The organism is Halorubrum sp. B53 (assembly GCF_059752395.1).
This window is the reverse complement of the sequence record NZ_MWTH01000015.1, coordinates 609,766-626,341: the sequence shown is the minus strand read 5'-3', so window position 1 is coordinate 626,341 and position 16,576 is coordinate 609,766. Positions and strand designations below refer to the sequence as shown.

Here is a 16,576-nt window from a genome sequence, read left to right as displayed (position 1 = left end):
AGGTACCGAGGAGGCAATCATCCACCCGCCGGCCGGCAGTGTTTCGTCTCCGTCAGGTGCCGTCGGCGGACTGCGTAACGACGGGCGAGTGGTCGTCGATCAGCGACGTGAACAGCTTCCGCTGTGCGGTTCGGATATGTTGATAGAAGGCCTGGGGAGAGATGTCCAGCGAGTCCGACACGGCCTCCCCGGTCGCCTCCCGCGGGGACTCGAAGAACCCGCTGTAGTACGCCGTCTCCAGCACCTCTAGTTGTCTGTCGGTCAGTTGGTCGAGCACCGACGCGTAGAGCCCGTGTTCGGACGCCTGTTCCCGCGTCTGCTTCGACGTGAGCGCGACGTCGCGAAACCGCTCGCTGACGAACCGAGTGACGTGCCTGACCTCGACGCCCTGGGAGATGTCAATAACCAGCTCCGTGTCCGTCTGCGTAGCGGTCGCACCCCGAAGGACGGCGCCGTGATCGGCGAGCTCCGTCGCGAGGAACGGCTCGGACAACCGGAGTCGCACCACGCCGCCGGAGTCACCGCCGCGAATGCGCTGTACGCCCTCAACGACCCGGAAGCCGTTCGCCGCGTCGACGACGGCGTCGAGCGGCGCGTCGTCGACGGTGACGAAGACGTAGTTGCCGCTGGCGGTCTGTTGGACGCCGCCTTCGTAGGTGAGCGTGCAGTCGGCGGCCGCCGCCAACTGCGTCAGCACGAACGACGGATCGGTGACCGCGTACTCGACCCGGGTCATCGACGTGGTGAGCAGCGCCCGCTTGCGCTCGCTCGCGCTGATGGCGGCGGCGATCGTCTCTCCCAGCTCCGCGAACACGGACCGGATGGTCTCACCGAAGGCGTCCGGCGTGGTCGCGTACACCGTCAGGACGCCGTACGAGAGGTCGTTGTACACCAGCGGGACGCTCAGCGCGGAGAGCAGGTCGCGCGAGATCGCGTCCTTGCGCCACGAGGCCGCGCGGAGGTCGGCCGCGACGTTCGAGACGAGCGTCATCGCTCCGGTCGCCGCGGTCCGGCCCGCGGGCTCGACGTTCTCAGCGGCCACGGGGAACGATTGCGTGTCGAGATACCCCTGATCGGTTCCGGCCCACGCCTGCGGCGTCACCGTCTCGCTCGGCCCGTCGAGCGTGCCGATCCAGGCGAACTGGAAGCGGCCGTCGGCGGTGAGGCGGTCGCAGACGGTGTGGTCGATCTCCTCTCGGGTCTCGGACTGCACGAGCGCCTGATCGATCTCGCGGATAGTCTCGTTGATCTGGTTGAGCGCGGTGAGCTGGTCGTTCTGTCGCTGGAGCTCGCGGTCCTGTTCGCGGAGCTGCGACTCGCGGTCGACGCGGTCGAGCGCCGCCTCCGCGGTCGCGGCGAGGAGGTCGGTGAGCTCTCGCGTGACCTCGTCGAACGCGCCGACCTCCGTCGAGCCGACCACGAACACGCCGTGGTTGCCGAGCGGGACGTACGCCGCGCTCCGGAGGTCGGTCGCGACGTTCGCGAGGCGGTCCGCGTCGTGGACGTCCGCGAAGAAGGCGGCGTCGTTCTCGACGAAGCTGTGGCTCACGAGGTCGTTCCCGTCGGCGTGAACGGCTGGCAGCGGACCGTGGGCGTTCCGCATCGCCTGCGAGTGGACGACGGGCTGGAGATGGTTGTCGTCGGCGTCGAAGAGGTAGACGGCGCTCGCGTCGAGGCCAAGGACGTCCGCGGTGTCGTCGACGACGTGCTGGGCGATCTCCTGGTGCGTCTCGGCGTAGAGGAAGTCCCGTGCGGTCTCTTGGAGAGCGGCCAGGGACCGTTCGCGCTGCTTCCGTTTCGTGATGTCCCGACAGCTGTACAGCAGCGTCCCGTCCTGAATAGCGACCTCGCGGACGTTCACCAACAGCGTGTGTTCGCGGCCGGCCTTGTCCGTCGCCGTCGTCTCGATGTTCTTCAAGACTCCCTCATCAGCGAGCCGCTCGCGGTCGAAGAGGTCCTCGCCGAGCAGGTCCTCGATCGTTCCGAGCTCCCGGATCTCGTCGGCGGTGTACCCGAAGATGAAGTGCGCGTTCGGGCAGACGTACGTGTACTCACCGCCCTCGTCGGTCATGAGGACGGTATCGGTCATGTTGTTGAGCGTGACGCGGTGGAGCTCCTCGGAGCGTCGGAGCTCCCGTTCGAGGTCGACGCGGTCGGTGATTTCGACGCTGTCGACGATGATCGAGACGAGCTCGCCGCGCCCGTCGGTGACCGGCTGGACGGAGAGCTCCAGAACGCTGGAGCCCGTCGCGGCGTCCTGGATGACGACGGCGTGCCCGAACTCGCCGTCTCCGGCCGCGTCCACGAGCCGGCGGACGTCGTCCCTCGTCTGGCCGTCGTCGGGCCACCAGGGAAGCGTCCAGAACGGGTCGCCGACGACGGCGTCGGCGTCCGTGTCCACCATGTCGCGGGCGGCCTGGTTGACGCGTGTCAGCGTCCCGTCGGGGTCGAGCACCCACGTCGCGGACCTGGTATCGTGGAAGATGGCGTCGAACTGTCGCGCACGCTCTCGCTGCGTGGCCGAGCGCTGGGCCCGCCGGAGCGCCCGCTCGGTTCGCCGCAGCGCGTCGGTGACGGTGTCGTCCGACGGATCCGTGACGGCGATGTAATCGGTGACGCCGGCCTCGATCGCCTCGCTGGCGAGGCGTTCGCTGCCGTCGGCCGTCCCCAGAATCACCGGGAGCGACGCGGACGTATCGCGGATGCGGCGCACGAGGTCGACCCCCGTCGTTCCGGCGAGGCCGTCGTCCGTGACCACGCAGTCGACGGTCGTCTCGCGGAGCTTCTCTTGTGCCGCCGACCCCGTCGACACCTCGTGGACCGTCGCGTCGAACTCCTCTCGGAGCGCGGCGGCGTACGACGTTATCCACGGCGTGTCGCCGACGACGACGACGGCGGACGTGTCGAGGACGCTACGTGTCTCGGCGTTCATGTGGTGAGTCGAAGGCGCCAATCACGGAGTTCGGTACCACGCGCGATGGGCTGTCGATGCCATCAGGTACTCGATAGACAACTAAAACCCCTGTTATTTAGTATTCAACCCCACTCGCTCGAACTTCGGAGACGGCGTGGACACCCGGGCGCAGCAGACGTTCACCCGAGCGCAGCGGACGTTCACCCGAGCGCAGCGGACGTTCACCCGAGCGCAGCGGACGTTCACCCGAGCGCAGCGGACGTTCACCCGAGCTCAGCGGACGTTCACCCGCTCTCGTCGGTCGTGGTTCGGCGGTGGTGGCGTCGCAGCACGCCGACTTTGTTCGCGACCGTCGCCGACAGGTCTCGGAACGCTTCCGCGGTCTCACCGGCGTCCCGGCCGACGATCGGCTCGCCGGCGTCGGCGCCCGCGCGGATCGCCGGGTCCAGCGGAAGCGACCCGAGGTACGGGACGTCGACCGCGTCGGCCAGCGCACGGCCGCCGTCCTCGCCGAATATCTCGTGCGCGTCTCCGCAGTTCGGACAGACGAAGCCGCTCATGTTCTCGACGACGCCCAACACGTTGGTCTGGTACTCACCGAACATCTCGATACCCCTGCGGGTGTCGCCCACCGCGACGGACTGCGGCGTCGTGACGACGACGGTCCCCGTGACGGGTAAGTGCTGAAGCACCGTCAGCTGGACGTCGCCGGTTCCCGGCGGGAGGTCGACGACGAGGTAGTCTAACGACCCCCACGACACGTCGGCGAACAGGTCGGTGAGGGTGTTCTGGGCGACCGGGCCGCGCCAGACCACCGGATCGTCGTCTTCGATCATCAGCCCGACGCTCATCAGTTTCAACCCGTGGGCGGTCGGCGGCTCGATCCGCTCCTCGCCGTCGACGGTCGTCACGTCGGGGTCGGTGTCGGCGCCGAGCATCTGCGGGACGTTCGGGCCGTAGACGTCGGCGTCGAACAGCCCGACGTTCGCCCCGCGGTCGGCGAGGCCGGCGGCGAGGTTGACGGCGACGGTGCTTTTCCCGACGCCTCCTTTTCCGGAGGCGACGGCGATCACGTTTTTAACCCCCGGCAGAACCGACGACTCGGCGGAATCGAACAGCGGCACGTTCGCCGACAGCTCGACGTCGATCCCCGCCTCGTCGGCGACCTCGCGGACGCGCTCCGCGATGGCGGCCTCGTCCGGGGCGTGCGGCGCGCCGAGCGCGAGCTCGACGGCGGCGGTCCCGTCGTCGACGGAGATGTCCGTGACGAGTCCGGCGCTAACGATGTCGGTATCGAGCGCCGGGTCGTCGACGGCGCGGAGGCGATCACGGAGGTCGTCGTCTGCGATGTCTGTCGTTGTTGGTGGCATCTGTTGAGTGGTTACGAGGGTGTGGTTTCGGACGGCTGCGGCTCGGTCTGTACGACTTCTCGCGCGTCCCACGCGGTGAACGTCCGGGCGAGCCGAGCGATCGCGGCGAAGACGCCTTCGACCGTGTCGCTGCTCGCGACGGCGGCTTCGAACCGGTCGATCCAGCCCAGACGGGAGAGCGTCCGGGACTGCAGCTCGCGGACCGCACGGAGGTCCGCTTCGGTTCCCTCGCCTTCGAGGAGAGCCGCCTCTCGCTCGCAGAGCGCGCGCATGAACTCGAAGCAGGCGGCGACGTGGTCGGGGATCTCGTCCCCGCGCTCGGGCGAGAACCCGGCGGCTGCGTACAGCTTCGCCATGTCGGCCGCCGGATCGCCGAGGAGTTCGCCGGCCTCGCCGGCGGTGTGGTACCGCGAGTCCGACTCGAACGCCTCGCTCGGGTCGGTCGCGTGAGCGGACGCGAACGGCGGAACGTAGTGGGTCCCGGGAACGACGAACAGGTTGTCGTACCCGACGCCCAACGCGTCGGCGTCGTAGCCGTCGCCGCGCAGGTCCGCCGTCTCGATGTCGATCGGGAACACGTCGGCGACGGCCGCGAACGCCCCCCGGTCGAGCGCGGCGGCGGTCGTCTCCGTCTCGCCGTCGAAGGTCGCGGCCAACAGCCCGTACAGCCGAGCGCGGGCCGTGGCCATCGCGGCCTCCTCGCGGCCGTCGTCCGTGTCCGTGTGTTCGGACACGCGAATCACCGCCGCTCCACGTCGACGAAGGCGTCGTACTGCGCGTTGCTCCCGCCGACCAGGTCCGAGAGCCCGGTGTCGCCGAGCACCTCGTCTAACGGCTGGACGTGGTTGATCGCGAAGCCGGCGTCCCGGCCCTTCGCGTACCCGGCCTCCTCGGTCATCGGCTCGTCGAACTGGTAGTCGCTGTGGCCGTCGGCCTCGACCGCCGGGCGCGTTTCGCCGTCGACCGTCTCGGCCGTCGCGCCGCCGCCGGTCCGGCCCCACCCCCACATCGCGCCGACGACGCCGGGGCGGATCCCGCTCGTGACCATGGCGACGGCGTCGACGGTCTCGCGTCCCGCGTCGAGGACGATGTCGTCGCCGTTCTCGATGCCGCGCTCGTCGGCGTCCCGCGGGTTGATCCACACGGGGTTCTCCGGGCGCGTCTCGCGGAGCCACGGGCTGTTCTGGGTGCGGTGCATCCCCTGCGTCCGGGGTTTCCAGTTGATCAGCCGGAGGGGGCGCTCCCGGTCGTCGTCGCCGCTCACCGCGGCCTGAACGGTTCCGTCGTAGTGCTCGACGTCGTCGACCCGCGGAAGCGGGTCGAACCGCTCGCCGGTGAAGGAGTGTTTCCCCTTCGGGACGACCTCGCTGTAGAAGTCGACGCGCGATTCGAGCTTGTACCGCATGTGCTCGCCGTCGTAGGCGTTCGAGTCGTCCTCGCGCTCGGCGTAGTCGTACCCGTGACCGTGCTCGGCGAACGCCTCCTCGTAGCCCTCGGTCGGCTCCTCGAAGCGGCCGCCCCGGTTCAACACCGTGACGACCTTCGGCCACTCCTCGTCGGTGACCGCCGCCTTCCAGCGGTCGAGGTCGAACTGATCGCCGAGCCCGTTCTCGTGGCTCTCGCGGAACACCCGGAGCTCGTCCTCGCTCGCGTCCGCGACCGGATCGCGACCGTGCGCGATGTTGGCCGCGAGCTTCAGGTAGAAGTCCTCGGCCTGCTCGAGCGGCCACAGGTCGCCGTCCGCGTCCGGGATGGCCTCCTCGCCGACGCCCGGCAGGTCCATCTCCGACCACAGCTCGATGAGCACGTCCTCGAACGGGCGCGCGTCGGGGACGACGGAGACGGCCGGCTGGCTGATCTTCTCGTCGGCCAGCCGCTTGTTCGGGTACGTCCCGAAGTTCTCCCACCGTTCGAGGTACGTCGGCTCGGGCAGGATGTAGTCCGCGTACTGGCTCGTGTCGCCGATGACCGTGTCCGAGGCGACGATCAGCGGAATCGTCTCCGTGTCCTTGAGGATCGCCGGGATCTCGTCGCCGCCGGCGACCGCCATGACGTGGTTGTTCGAGTACGGGCGGATGAACAGCGCCTCGACGCCGTACGGGTACTCGTCCGCGGCGCTCCCGTAGAGCTCCTGGGTCGCCTGCGGCGGTGCGACGGGGAACCACGGCCGCTTTGCCGGGTAGCCGTCGTCGCGGTCGAACAGCGAGGTGTCCTCGTAGTTGACGCCGCCGCGGAGCAGGGGGATCCCCCACGGCGAGTGGCCGTCGGGTACCGAACCGAGTTCGTACCGGCCGGACATCGTGTCGTAACCGGCGTACGGCGTGATCTGGCCGCCCTTCCAGTCGTAGTTCCCGATGAGGTGCTGGAGGGTGGCGATCGCCCGCGTGTTGTAGAAGCCGTTCGTGTGCTTCGCCGGACCGCGGTAGGCCATGATCGCCGCGCGCTTGCCGTGGCTGGTGAACTCGTCGGCGATCTCCGCGATCTGCTCGGCCGGCACGCCGGCCATCTCGGCGTACTCCTCGACGGTGTGCTCGAAGACACGCTCGCGGTACTGGTTCCAGACGCTCCGGACCGCCGTCCCGTCGATTGTCACGTCGACGTCGAGAACGGCCGTGTCGACCTCGCTCGCGGGGCGCGGCTCGCCAGTGGCGGCGTCGACGGCGACGAAGTCGCCGGCGGTCTCGGCGCCCTCCGGAACGAGCCCGAGGTCGGCGGCGCGCGCCTTCGGCCCCGCCGACTCGTCGACGAGGACGAGGTGCGTCGCGTCGCTCCACGTCGGCTCGTCGTCGTCGCTCGCGGCCGACCGCGAGGGATTCTGGAGGTACGTCAGGTCGTGGCGGTCGTTCTCGATGATCCACCGCGCCATCCCGAGCGCGAGCGCCCCGTCCGCGCCGGGTTCGACGGGGACCCACGTGTCGGCCTTTTCGGCCGTCTTCGAGAGCCGCGGGTCGACCACGTCCATCCGCATCCCGTCCTCGATGGCGTTCGTCAGCTTCGGCGCGAGCCACGTCGGGCCCTTGTTGGCGACCATGGGGTTGGTCCCCCACGCGATGAGGTACTCGCAGTTCTCGATGTCGGGGTACTGCCGCTTCTTCTTGGCGGCGTGCGAGCGGACGTTGCCCATCACGCTCGAGACGCCGCAGGTCCCGGCGTGGTGGACGCTGTTTATCGACCCCAACCCCTGATGCCAGAGCCGGTTGCGGATGAAGTTTCGCCGGAATCCGCCGACGTCGACGATCTGGTTGGACTTCGGTCCCAGGTCGGGGTGGTCGGTGTCGATGAGGTCGTCCGCGTACTTCTCGTCGAACGCCGACTTGGACAGCTCGCCGTTCTGGACGGCCTCCCAGTCGCTCATCACCGTCTCCTGCGGGGCGTACCCCCAGATGTCTTCGAGTCCGGGGTGGCCGAGGTCGTCGTCGCCCTCGACGATGTCACGAATGGCCCGGTCCCACGAGACGGTCTTCCACTCGCCCGACCCGCGCGGGCCGACCCGTTTCATCGGCTGGCGGACGCGGTAGCTGTCGAACGCCGTCTGAATGCCCGCCTGCCCTTTTAAACAGATCCGGCCGCCCGAGAGCGACCAGCGGTCGGTGTCGACGTCGCCGCTCCCCTCGACGTCGCCCATCGCCACGTCCTCCGGGTCGCTCTCGTAGGGCACCTGCGAGAACGGCTGCGTGTTGAGGAACGAGTACGGGTTCCCGGCGAGCTTCCGGACGAGCGAGCTGTACTCGCCGGTCCCGCTCCCGTCCGCGAGCTGGACCTTGATCGGACAGAACGTGTTACACTGCCCGCAGGTGGTGTGTATCACGTCGCTCGCGCCGTACTCGCCGTACTCGTCTCCGACGTAGTGGTGTTCGTCGTCCGTCCACAGGTCGTCGACGTCCACGTCGACCGCGGCGTTGCTCGCCGCCGCGATGACTCCGATACTCCCGGCCGCCTTGACGAAGTCGCGGCGCGAGACCCTCGCGCCGTCATCGCCCGAATCGTCGGTACTCATTCGTGGTCACCTCCGGTAAGCGGCGTCAACGGCAGCGTCTCCGCGCCGACCGTGTACAGCAGCAGTCCGACGCCTATCATGCCGACGCTCGTCCCCCACTCGACTACTGTCGGGAAGTACGACCCGTGGGGAAGCCCCTCCATCACCGGCATGACCTGCGCCGGGACGACGATGTTGAACCGCACCGCGACGATCCCGACGACGACGCTCAATCCGGCGAGCACCATCACCGCCGGCGTGCGCCGCCACGACCGATTGCTCAGCAGGACCATCGGGAACACCCAGCTGAAGCCGATCATGAACCACCAGAACGACCACGACATCGGACCGTACATGATGACGTTCCAGGTCTCGATCTCGTGGGGGTGGACGCTGGCGATCGCGATGAACGTCTCGATGGCGGTCAGAGCGGCGTCGATGATAATGAAGCCGATCAGCAGCTGTGCGAGCCGGTCGAGCAGGTCCGGGTCGACCGAGTCGCCGTCGAACAGCCGGGTCCGGAGCACGTAGATCACCATCACGAGTGCAGTCCCGCTGAGCAGCGCCGAGATGACGAAGATCACCGGGAACAGCCCGCTGTTCCAGTACGGACGGGCCTTCGAGACGGCGAACAGCACGCCGGTCCCGCCGTGGACCATGAAGATCGCCAGCGGGATCCCGACGATGCCGGCCCGCTTGAGCCAGCGCTGGTCGAACGCCTCGGACCCCTCGCTCGTGTCCAGCCGGCCGAGCGCGAGCGCCGCGTAGAACCGCTTTTTGAGCCCCGACGTGCGCTCGGCGACCCGCGCGAGGTCGATCCGCATCGAGAAGTACAGCTCCGTGACCAGAATCCCGATGTAGGCCACGTAGGCGTGCACTTCCCACGAGAGCGCGGAGGTCAGCTGGCGCCAGATGAACGGGAAGTACATCCGGTCCATCCGTCCGAGGTCGATCCAGACGAACAGCAGCGCCACCGCCATGCTGATGACGGCCGCGAACAGCGCGTCGCGGTCGATCCGGTGCATCCCCTCGACCTCGAAGACGTTGGCCATCGTGCTCACGAGGAACGCGCCGGCGGAGAGGCCGACGAAGTAGATGTAGAAGGCGACCCACGCGCCCCACGGGACGACGCTCGTGAGGTTGGTGGTCGCCATCCCCCCCGTGATCCGGAGGTACGTCGCGTACGCGCCGACGGCGACGAGGACGCCGACGACCGCGTACCAGGCGACGCGCAGCCGGTCGTCTTCGAAGCCCGGGTCGAACTCGAAGCGTGAACTCTGTGTCGCCATTGGCTTATTTGAGGTAGTAGACGTTGGGGTCGGTCCCCTCGTCCTCTTTTAGTTGGAACGCGCGCGACGAGTCGGCCATCTTCGCGACGTCGCTGTCGGGGTTCTCGAGGTCGCCCATGTTCCGGGCGTCGCCGACGCAGGTCTCGACGCACGCGGGCTCTTCGCCCCGCTCCAGCCGGTGCGTACAGAAGCTGCACTTGCGGATGTTGCCGATCGGCGACTTCCCCTCCTCGCGCGACCCCCGATCGACGCCGTACTCGGGGCTGGTCAGTTCGCCGGCCCCGTCGACCTCGTCGTCGTAGTTCTCGCCGAAGTCGAAGTACCGCGCGCCGTACGGACAGGCGATGTTGCAGTACCGGCAGCCGATACAGCGGTCGTAGTCGATGTTGACCACGCCGTCGTCCATCTTGTACGTCGCCGAGACCGGACACACCTGCACGCAGGGCGGGTTGTCGCACTGCATGCACGGCCGGGGCACGTTCGTCCGCGTGACGTTCGGGAACTCGCCGTGTTCCTCCTCCATCACGACGTTGTACGAGACGCCCGGCGGCGTCCGGTTCTCGGACTTGCAGGCGACCGTACACGAGTCGCAGCCGACGCACTTCTGGAGGTCGATCACCATCCCCCACTTCTGGTCGCCCGCGCCGATCCCGCCCTCCGGCTCGTCGCCCTCGACCTGCGCCGACTCCGTCGAGACCGTGTCCATCGAGCCGACGGCGCAGCTCAGCGACTCGGCCGTCTCGGTCGAGACGGTCTGGTCGCCGGCGTCGACCGCCGGGTTCGGCGTCTCCCGATACGCCTCGCCGAACTCGGCGGCCGCGGCCTCGTCGTACTTCTCCCAGTACTCGTCGCCGGAGAGTTCACCGCGTGCGACGCGCTGTGCGTCGTCGGCCATCGCGACGCCGAGGTCCGTGTCCGCCTCGACGTCCGCGAGCTCCTCCCGCGGATCGGGTCGCTCGTTCTCCACCATCGCGTCGAGGTCGGCCTTCCCGACGTTCGGGATCCCCGGGAGCGCGTCGTCGTCCGCGGCGCTCATCGCGACCACCCGCCACCGTTCGTCCCGTCGACGAGGGGTTTCCCCCGCGTCGGCCGGTTAGTCCTGGAGGTCATACACGTATTCGTACGCGGTCCCCCGTGGAGAGGGTGATACCAATATACTCTGAGTCGCCCCGAAACCGGAGAGACACCCCATATCGCGGGTACCAATACTGTTTGGATCGGGGTCGATCGGGGCCACGTCGGCCCGCGTCCCGGGCGACGACCCGACCACAGGGATTATTCGAAGAGACCGGTTACACCCGCGTATGAGTTGGTCGAGTCGAAGTGGACGAACGCTCCCCGGCCGAGGGTCTTTCCGCTGTCGGAAGACCCCGCGAACCGCATGAACTGGATTATCGCCCTCTCGATCGGACTGCGGCTGCTGGGCGTCGGGTACTCCGTCCTGCTGCTCGCTCGCACCCGCGACCGCCGGTTCGGCTTCCTGACGCTGCTGTTCTCCTTTATGACGCTCCGGCAACTGCTCACCGCACAGACGGCGAGCACCGGGCTCGAAGAGCTTCCCGGCCTCGTCGTGAGCGCGCTCACCCTGCTGACGGTGTACTACCTCTCGGAGTACGTCACCGAGGAAGACGCCCTCAAGACGGAACTTCGGACGGCAAACGAGCGCCTCAGGAGCTTTCGGAAGGCGATCGAACACGCCGGACACGCGATCTTTCTCACCGACTCCGACGGGACTATCGAGTACGCGAACCGGGCCGTCGAGTCGGTCACCGGGTACGAGCGGGACGAGGTGATCGGGGAGAACCCCCGGCTCTGGCAGTCCGGGAAACACGGCGACGACTTCTACGCGGATCTCTGGGGGCAGATCACGTCTGGGTCGGTCTGGGAAGGCGAACTCACGAACCGTCGGAAGTCGGGGGAGCTGCTGTGGATAGACGCGACGATCGCCCCGATCACCGAGGACGAAGACGTGGACCGCTTCGTCGCGATCGAGCGCGACGTCACCGAACGAAAGGAGCGCGAACTCCGCATCGAGGACCAGAACGAGCGCCTGACGGTCCTGAACAACACGAACGAAGTGCTCCGCGATATCAACCGCGAACTCGTCGCCGCGTCGACGCGCGACGAGATCGAGGCCGCCGTCTGCGAGCAGTTCGCCTCGTCGGACCTCTTCGATGCGGCTTGGATCGGGAGTCGCGGACTCGTCGACGGCACGGTGAGCCCGCAGTCGTGGGCCGGCAGCGACCGCGGACCGCTCGAGAGCCACATCGAAGCCATGTGTAGCGCCGATCCGACTCCGGTCGAACGGGCACTGGAGGGCGGGGATCCCGTGTTTACCGACGTCGAGGACGACGGGTCGGAGTCAGGGGACAACAAGCGATGCGTCGTCGTTCCGCTCGCCTACCGCGACGCGGAGTACGGCGTCCTCGGCGTCGTCACCCGCAACCCGGAGGCGTTCGACCTGATCGACCGGGACGTGTTCCTCGAACTCGGTCGAACGATCGCGGACGCCATCAGCGCCGTCGAGAGCAAGCAGACGCTCATCTCCGACAGCGTCACCGAGCTGGAGTTCCGGCTGACGGGAGTCGACGAGCCGCTGGCAACGATGGCGGCGCGGCTCGACTGTACCGTCACGGTCGAGCACGTCGTCGACGACGGCGACGAGAATCAGATCCAGTACGTTACCGTCGACGAGCCCGATCCGGACGTCGTCGCCGAGTACGGGGCCGACGCCGAGTGCATCGAGACCGTCCAGCACGTCTACACGTACGACGACCGCGCGCTGTACCGGCTCTCGGTCGGCGGACCGTCGGTCGTCACGACGTTAGCGCGGTACGGGGCCAGCATCGAGTCGTTCTCGCTCACCGGAACCACCGGACGGCTGGTCGCGCGGGTCGCCAGCTCGAACGACATCCGAAGCGTCGTCAACGCGCTTCGGACGACCTACGACGGATTGACGCTGGTCGCGCAGCGGGAGCGCGAGCGGGACGTCCAGACCGAAGCCGCCTTCCGGAAACAGCTGACGGCCGTGTTGACGGAGCGCCAACGAGAGGCGGCGCGTACCGCGTACTTCTCGGGGTTCTTCGATTGGCCCCGCGAACACAGCGGCGAGGAGGTCGCGTCGATGATGGACATCTCACAGACGACGTTCACCCAGCACCTCCGGGCAGCGGAGAAGAAACTCTTCGAGGCGCTGTTCGACGGGACGGGGACGTCCGCCTCGCCGTGAGCGTCGGGAGTGCCTCGCGCCGAGCATACCGCCCGCCGACCCCCTGAGGCGACTCGCGGGTCCGCCTCGGCGATCGCTGATCGGACAGCGACCGCCGGGGTCACCCGTGAAACCGGTACAGCGACGTGACGTACGGCAGCCGGTTGAGCATCCAGATCGCGACCGGGAGCCCGACGACCGTGATCGCGAGGAACGACGCCGCGTTCGCCCACAGCAGGCTCAGCCACCAGCCGACGAGGACGAAGTAGATCGCTCGGACGGCGAGCGATCGTTGCCCGCGCGCCGACTCGGGCTCCGAGAGCGACCGCGGCTCCGCGAGCGTGAGGGCCGTCGGCACGAGGTTGATCAGCTTGATACCGAGCGGGAGCAGGACGACCGTGACGTTGAGCAGCCACGCGGTGTTGACGACGATCGGTGTCACCCACCAGCCGACGAACACGAACCACAGCGCCCGAACGAGGAGAGATCGTTGTGCCATCGCTCGGCGTAGACGCCCGGACGGTAAATCCGTATCGTCGATCTCGGCGGTCCCCGACGCGCTCGGACAGGCGGATCACCCGACACACGATCGTTATTACGATTGACACGCGATCGCTACGAAGGAAACATGGCCGCCGAAATCTCACGCTGGTCTCGCCGATACGTCCTCACCGGAGCCATCGCGCTCTGTTGTTGGCAGGTGGCCACCGTCGCCGGTCTCCCGCGACGCACGACGGTCGCGCTGGCCGTGTACGGGTTCGTGTTCCACGTCGTGTTCGGCAAAGCCTACGCCCTCGTCCCGGCGTACTTCGACGCCGATCTCGTCTCCGAGCGCGCGCCGGCGGTCCAGTTCCCCTTCGTCGCTGCGGGAGCGGCGTGTCTCGCGATCGACCCGCTTCTCGCTCGCGGTTTCCGCGTCGATCTCGGTGCTCTCGGCGGTGGACTCTGGGCGATCGGCGTCGCCGTGTTCGTCGGATCGATCGCGGTGACGATCGGCGGCCCGCTCCGCCGCGGGACGACCGGAACCGGGGACCACAACGCCGATCGCCGGTCGCTCGACCGGTTCGCGAACCGCTTCGTGCCGGTCGTGCTCCTGTATCTCCTCGCCGGCACCTACGAGACCGCCGCCCTGCGGATCGGCGCGTTCCCGCCGCTGATAGGCGTACAGGCCGCCGCGACGCACCTCTTGGCCGCCGGCTCCGCGGCGCTGCTCGTGGTCACGCTCGGATTCCGACTGCTGCCGCGGTTCCTCGGCGCCCACCCGACGCGACTGTCGGCCGCGCTCGTTCTGCCCGCGGCCGCGACCGCCCCCGCGTTCATCGCCGGGGGATTCGCCGACCGGCGACTGCTCCCGGTCGGAGCCGCCCTGATGGTGTTCGGAGTCGGCGGCTTCGCGCTCGTCGTCTTCCGAATGTGGCTCCAGTCGGATACGCGGCGGATCGGGCTGTACGCCCTCGTCCCGAGCGCGACGTTCGGCGTCGTCGGCGTCCTGTTCGGCGGGCTCTTCGCGGTCGGCGGCGCCGCTCCGGCGTTGATCGAGACGCACCTCAGGGTCAACCTGCTCGGCTTTCTCGGCCTGATGATCGTCGGCACCTCGTTCCAGTTCTATCCCCCCCGACTGGGCGCGTTTCCCGGGTCGTCGAACCGGTCGGCGAGCGTCGCGATCGCCGCGCTCGCCTGCGGACTCGCGATCGAGGTCCTCGGCGTCGCTGCGGCCACCGCGTTCGGCCCCGTGGCGACGTCGCTTTCGGCCGGAGCGACCGCTCTCGGGCGGTGGCTCACCCTCCTCGGGGCGGTCGGCTACGCGTCCCTCGTCGCGAGCGTGTTCGCGGCGCGGTCGAACTGACCGCACCCTCGATGGAATAGACTTTCCGTGTGGCACTCGTTATATACGTATGACGATAGATACCGGCGATTCTGTGACGCTCGAGTACACGGGACGACTGGACGACGACACGGTGTTCGACACTTCTCGGCAATCCGTCGCCGAGGAGGCGGGCCTCGCCGAGGCCCAACCGGACCGAGAGTACGCGCCGCTGACGGTCGAAATCGGCGACGAACAGGTCATCGAGGGGATGGAGGAGGGGCTCATCGGCCTCGAGGCCGGGGAGACGGACACGCTGACGATCCCGCCGGAGAAGGCCTACGGCGAGCCCAGCGACGACCAGGTCCAAGAGTTCGCAACCGAGGAGCTCCGCGAGATGCTCGGCGGCCAGACGCCCGAAGAGGGCGCCTATCTCGAGGCCCAGAACGGCAGACAAGGCGAGGTCGTCCACGTCGACGAGGAGGTCGTCCGGGTGGATTTCAACCCCGCACTCGCCGGCGAGACGCTGACGTTCGACGTCGAGATCGTCGACGTCAACTGAACCCCTACGTTTAGACCTCCCTGTCTGATCGAGACGCCGTACCGGAACGAAACGATTCGGACGACAACTGATACGCTGGGTCTTCGGGAGCGACCGCGCGGTCGGTGGGTATACGTCGCCGCGCGCCACAGCACGCGTTATGTCTCCCGCGTTGCGGTGTTACCGGTGTGGGGAACGGTACGAGGGCGCGACCCGCGTCCGCTGTGAGTGCGGGGAGCCGCTCTGGTTCGAGACCGACGCGACGGAATTCGCCTGGGCGGACCGTCGGGAGCGCGACGGCGTATGGCGCTACGATCCGCTCCTGCCGATCGACCGCCCCGCCGGGCTCGCTCGCGCCGCGGGCGGTACCCCGCTGGTCAGGAGCGAGGGGCTCGACGCCGCCGCGGGCTGTCGCGTGTACGTCAAAGACGAGGGCGAACACCCGACCGGAGCCTACAAGGACCGGGGCAGCGCCGTCGCCGTCCCGCGCGCGACCGCGGCGGGCGACGGCGCCGTCGGCACCGTCTCGTACGGGAACATGGCGATGAGCACCGCCGCGCACGCCGCGAGCCTCGGTCGGGAGTGCGCCGTGCTCGTTCCCGACGACATCTCGTCGGTCCGACTGGAGCTCATCGGTCAGTACGAGCCGACGATCGTGCGGGTCGACGGCGACTACGGGGCGCTGTACGGCGACGCGCTCGAGCTGTCCGCGACGCTCCCGGTCCGGTTCCTCGTCAGCGACGACCCGGCCCGGATCAGCGGCTACAAGACCGCCCTCTTCGAGATCTGCGAGGCGTTCGCGCTCGACGCGCCCGACGTGCCCGACGCCCCCGACGCGATCGTGCTGCCGACGAGCTCCGGCGGGTTCGCCTCGGGGATCTGGCGCGGGATCCGCGACCTCGAGGCCGCCGGCCTGCTCGACGACCCGCCGCGGCTGCACCTCGTCCAGACCGCCGCGTCGGACCCGATCACGCGGGCGTTCGACGCCGGCGAGACCGATCCGACGCCACTCGGGCCCGACGAGACCGGCGAGACGATCGCCCACTCGATCGGGAACCCGGACCCGCCGAGCGGCGGGCGCGCGCTCGCGGCGGTCCGCGACACCGGCGGCGCCGTCGTCTCGGTCACCGACGACGAGCTCCGGGCGGCGAAGCGGCGGTTCGCCGTCGACGGCGGCTTCTGCGTCGAGCCGGCGTCGGCGGCGTCGCTCGCCGGCGCGACCCGACTGTCGGAGCGCGGCGAGATCGCCGTCGACGACGCCGTCGTCCTCGTCCCGACCGGGACGGGATTCAAGGAGCTCGGTGCCGGCGACGCGTCGGTGTCGACCGAGCGGGCGAGCAGGGCGGCGCTCCCGGAGCGGCTCGCCTCGCTGCTCGGCGCCCGCTGACGGCGCTCGCGACGGCCGTCGCGTCGATCGGCCGCCGTCGCGGAGCGACTCGGGGGCAACCGCGGATGGCGGAGGAGGGCGAGCGGC

At 68.7% G+C, this 16,576-nt stretch carries 11 protein-coding genes; 4 read left to right on the top strand and 7 right to left on the bottom strand.

Annotated features, from left to right (window positions below; translation table 11 throughout):
• Window positions 1-52 precede the first annotated feature (52 nt).
• The 6 genes from B4V06_RS15720 to B4V06_RS15695 form a co-directional block, all read right to left on the bottom strand.
• The gene (locus B4V06_RS15720) at window positions 53-2,932 is read right to left on the bottom strand and encodes a bacterio-opsin activator domain-containing protein (RefSeq protein WP_498170561.1); all 2,880 of its coding nucleotides are present in this window, start codon (window positions 2,930-2,932) and stop codon (window positions 53-55) included.
• Window positions 2,933-3,198: 266 nt separating this feature from the next.
• On the bottom strand, window positions 3,199-4,284 hold the full coding sequence (locus B4V06_RS15715; RefSeq protein WP_176329401.1) for an Mrp/NBP35 family ATP-binding protein: 1,086 nt from the start codon (window positions 4,282-4,284) through the stop codon (window positions 3,199-3,201).
• A gap of 11 nt (window positions 4,285-4,295) precedes the next feature.
• Entirely contained in the window at window positions 4,296-4,973 is a 678-nt protein-coding gene (locus B4V06_RS15710) for a TorD/DmsD family molecular chaperone (RefSeq protein WP_123114854.1), read from the bottom strand.
• A gap of 50 nt (window positions 4,974-5,023) precedes the next feature.
• A complete protein-coding gene (locus tag B4V06_RS15705; RefSeq protein WP_498170560.1) occupies window positions 5,024-8,281 on the bottom strand; it encodes a molybdopterin-dependent oxidoreductase in 3,258 nt (1,085 codons plus the stop codon).
• Complete coding sequence (gene nrfD / locus B4V06_RS15700) at window positions 8,278-9,549, bottom strand: NrfD/PsrC family molybdoenzyme membrane anchor subunit (protein ID WP_498170559.1); 1,272 nt, start codon at window positions 9,547-9,549, stop codon at window positions 8,278-8,280. The genes B4V06_RS15705 and nrfD overlap by 4 nt, the downstream gene beginning before the upstream one ends.
• A 4-nt stretch (window positions 9,550-9,553) precedes the next feature.
• Complete coding sequence (locus B4V06_RS15695) at window positions 9,554-10,585, bottom strand: 4Fe-4S dicluster domain-containing protein (RefSeq protein WP_176329402.1); 1,032 nt, start codon at window positions 10,583-10,585, stop codon at window positions 9,554-9,556.
• 345 nt (window positions 10,586-10,930) lie between these two features.
• On the opposite strand from B4V06_RS15695, the gene B4V06_RS15690 reads away from it, so the two are divergent.
• A complete protein-coding gene (locus B4V06_RS15690) occupies window positions 10,931-12,778 on the top strand; it encodes a bacterio-opsin activator domain-containing protein (protein WP_498170557.1) in 1,848 nt (615 codons plus the stop codon).
• A gap of 100 nt (window positions 12,779-12,878) precedes the next feature.
• On the opposite strand, the gene B4V06_RS15685 is transcribed toward B4V06_RS15690, so the two are convergent.
• The gene (locus B4V06_RS15685) at window positions 12,879-13,256 is read right to left on the bottom strand and encodes a YccF domain-containing protein (RefSeq protein WP_498170556.1); all 378 of its coding nucleotides are present in this window, start codon (window positions 13,254-13,256) and stop codon (window positions 12,879-12,881) included.
• A gap of 129 nt (window positions 13,257-13,385) precedes the next feature.
• On the opposite strand from B4V06_RS15685, the gene B4V06_RS15680 reads away from it, so the two are divergent.
• The 3 genes from B4V06_RS15680 (at window position 13,386) to B4V06_RS15670 (ending at window position 16,489) form a co-directional block, all read left to right on the top strand.
• Window positions 13,386-14,603: a hypothetical protein gene (locus B4V06_RS15680; protein ID WP_498170555.1), complete on the top strand. Its 1,218-nt coding sequence runs from the start codon at window positions 13,386-13,388 to the stop codon at window positions 14,601-14,603.
• A gap of 49 nt (window positions 14,604-14,652) precedes the next feature.
• The gene (locus B4V06_RS15675) at window positions 14,653-15,123 is read left to right on the top strand and encodes an FKBP-type peptidyl-prolyl cis-trans isomerase (RefSeq protein ID WP_123112910.1); all 471 of its coding nucleotides are present in this window, start codon (window positions 14,653-14,655) and stop codon (window positions 15,121-15,123) included.
• 139 nt (window positions 15,124-15,262) lie between these two features.
• Entirely contained in the window at window positions 15,263-16,489 is a 1,227-nt protein-coding gene (locus tag B4V06_RS15670; RefSeq protein WP_498170553.1) for a threonine synthase, read from the top strand.
• Window positions 16,490-16,576 lie beyond the last annotated feature (87 nt).

What these genes read in the sequence shown, in the direction of transcription:
- nrfD (WP_498170559.1), bottom strand. Translation starts at nt 9,549, where the DNA reads ATGGCGACACAGAGTTCACGCTTCGAGTTCGACCCGGGCTTCGAAGAC.
- B4V06_RS15695 (WP_176329402.1), bottom strand. Translation starts at nt 10,585, where the DNA reads ATGAGCGCCGCGGACGACGACGCGCTCCCGGGGATCCCGAACGTCGGG.
- B4V06_RS15705 (WP_498170560.1), bottom strand. Translation starts at nt 8,281, where the DNA reads ATGAGTACCGACGATTCGGGCGATGACGGCGCGAGGGTCTCGCGCCGC.
- B4V06_RS15680 (WP_498170555.1), top strand. Translation starts at nt 13,386, where the DNA reads ATGGCCGCCGAAATCTCACGCTGGTCTCGCCGATACGTCCTCACCGGA.
- B4V06_RS15685 (WP_498170556.1), bottom strand. Translation starts at nt 13,256, where the DNA reads ATGGCACAACGATCTCTCCTCGTTCGGGCGCTGTGGTTCGTGTTCGTC.
- B4V06_RS15715 (WP_176329401.1), bottom strand. Translation starts at nt 4,284, where the DNA reads ATGCCACCAACAACGACAGACATCGCAGACGACGACCTCCGTGATCGC.
- B4V06_RS15720 (WP_498170561.1), bottom strand. Translation starts at nt 2,932, where the DNA reads ATGAACGCCGAGACACGTAGCGTCCTCGACACGTCCGCCGTCGTCGTC.
- B4V06_RS15690 (WP_498170557.1), top strand. Translation starts at nt 10,931, where the DNA reads ATGAACTGGATTATCGCCCTCTCGATCGGACTGCGGCTGCTGGGCGTC.
- B4V06_RS15675 (WP_123112910.1), top strand. Translation starts at nt 14,653, where the DNA reads ATGACGATAGATACCGGCGATTCTGTGACGCTCGAGTACACGGGACGA.
- B4V06_RS15670 (WP_498170553.1), top strand. Translation starts at nt 15,263, where the DNA reads ATGTCTCCCGCGTTGCGGTGTTACCGGTGTGGGGAACGGTACGAGGGC.
- B4V06_RS15710 (WP_123114854.1), bottom strand. Translation starts at nt 4,973, where the DNA reads ATGGCCACGGCCCGCGCTCGGCTGTACGGGCTGTTGGCCGCGACCTTC.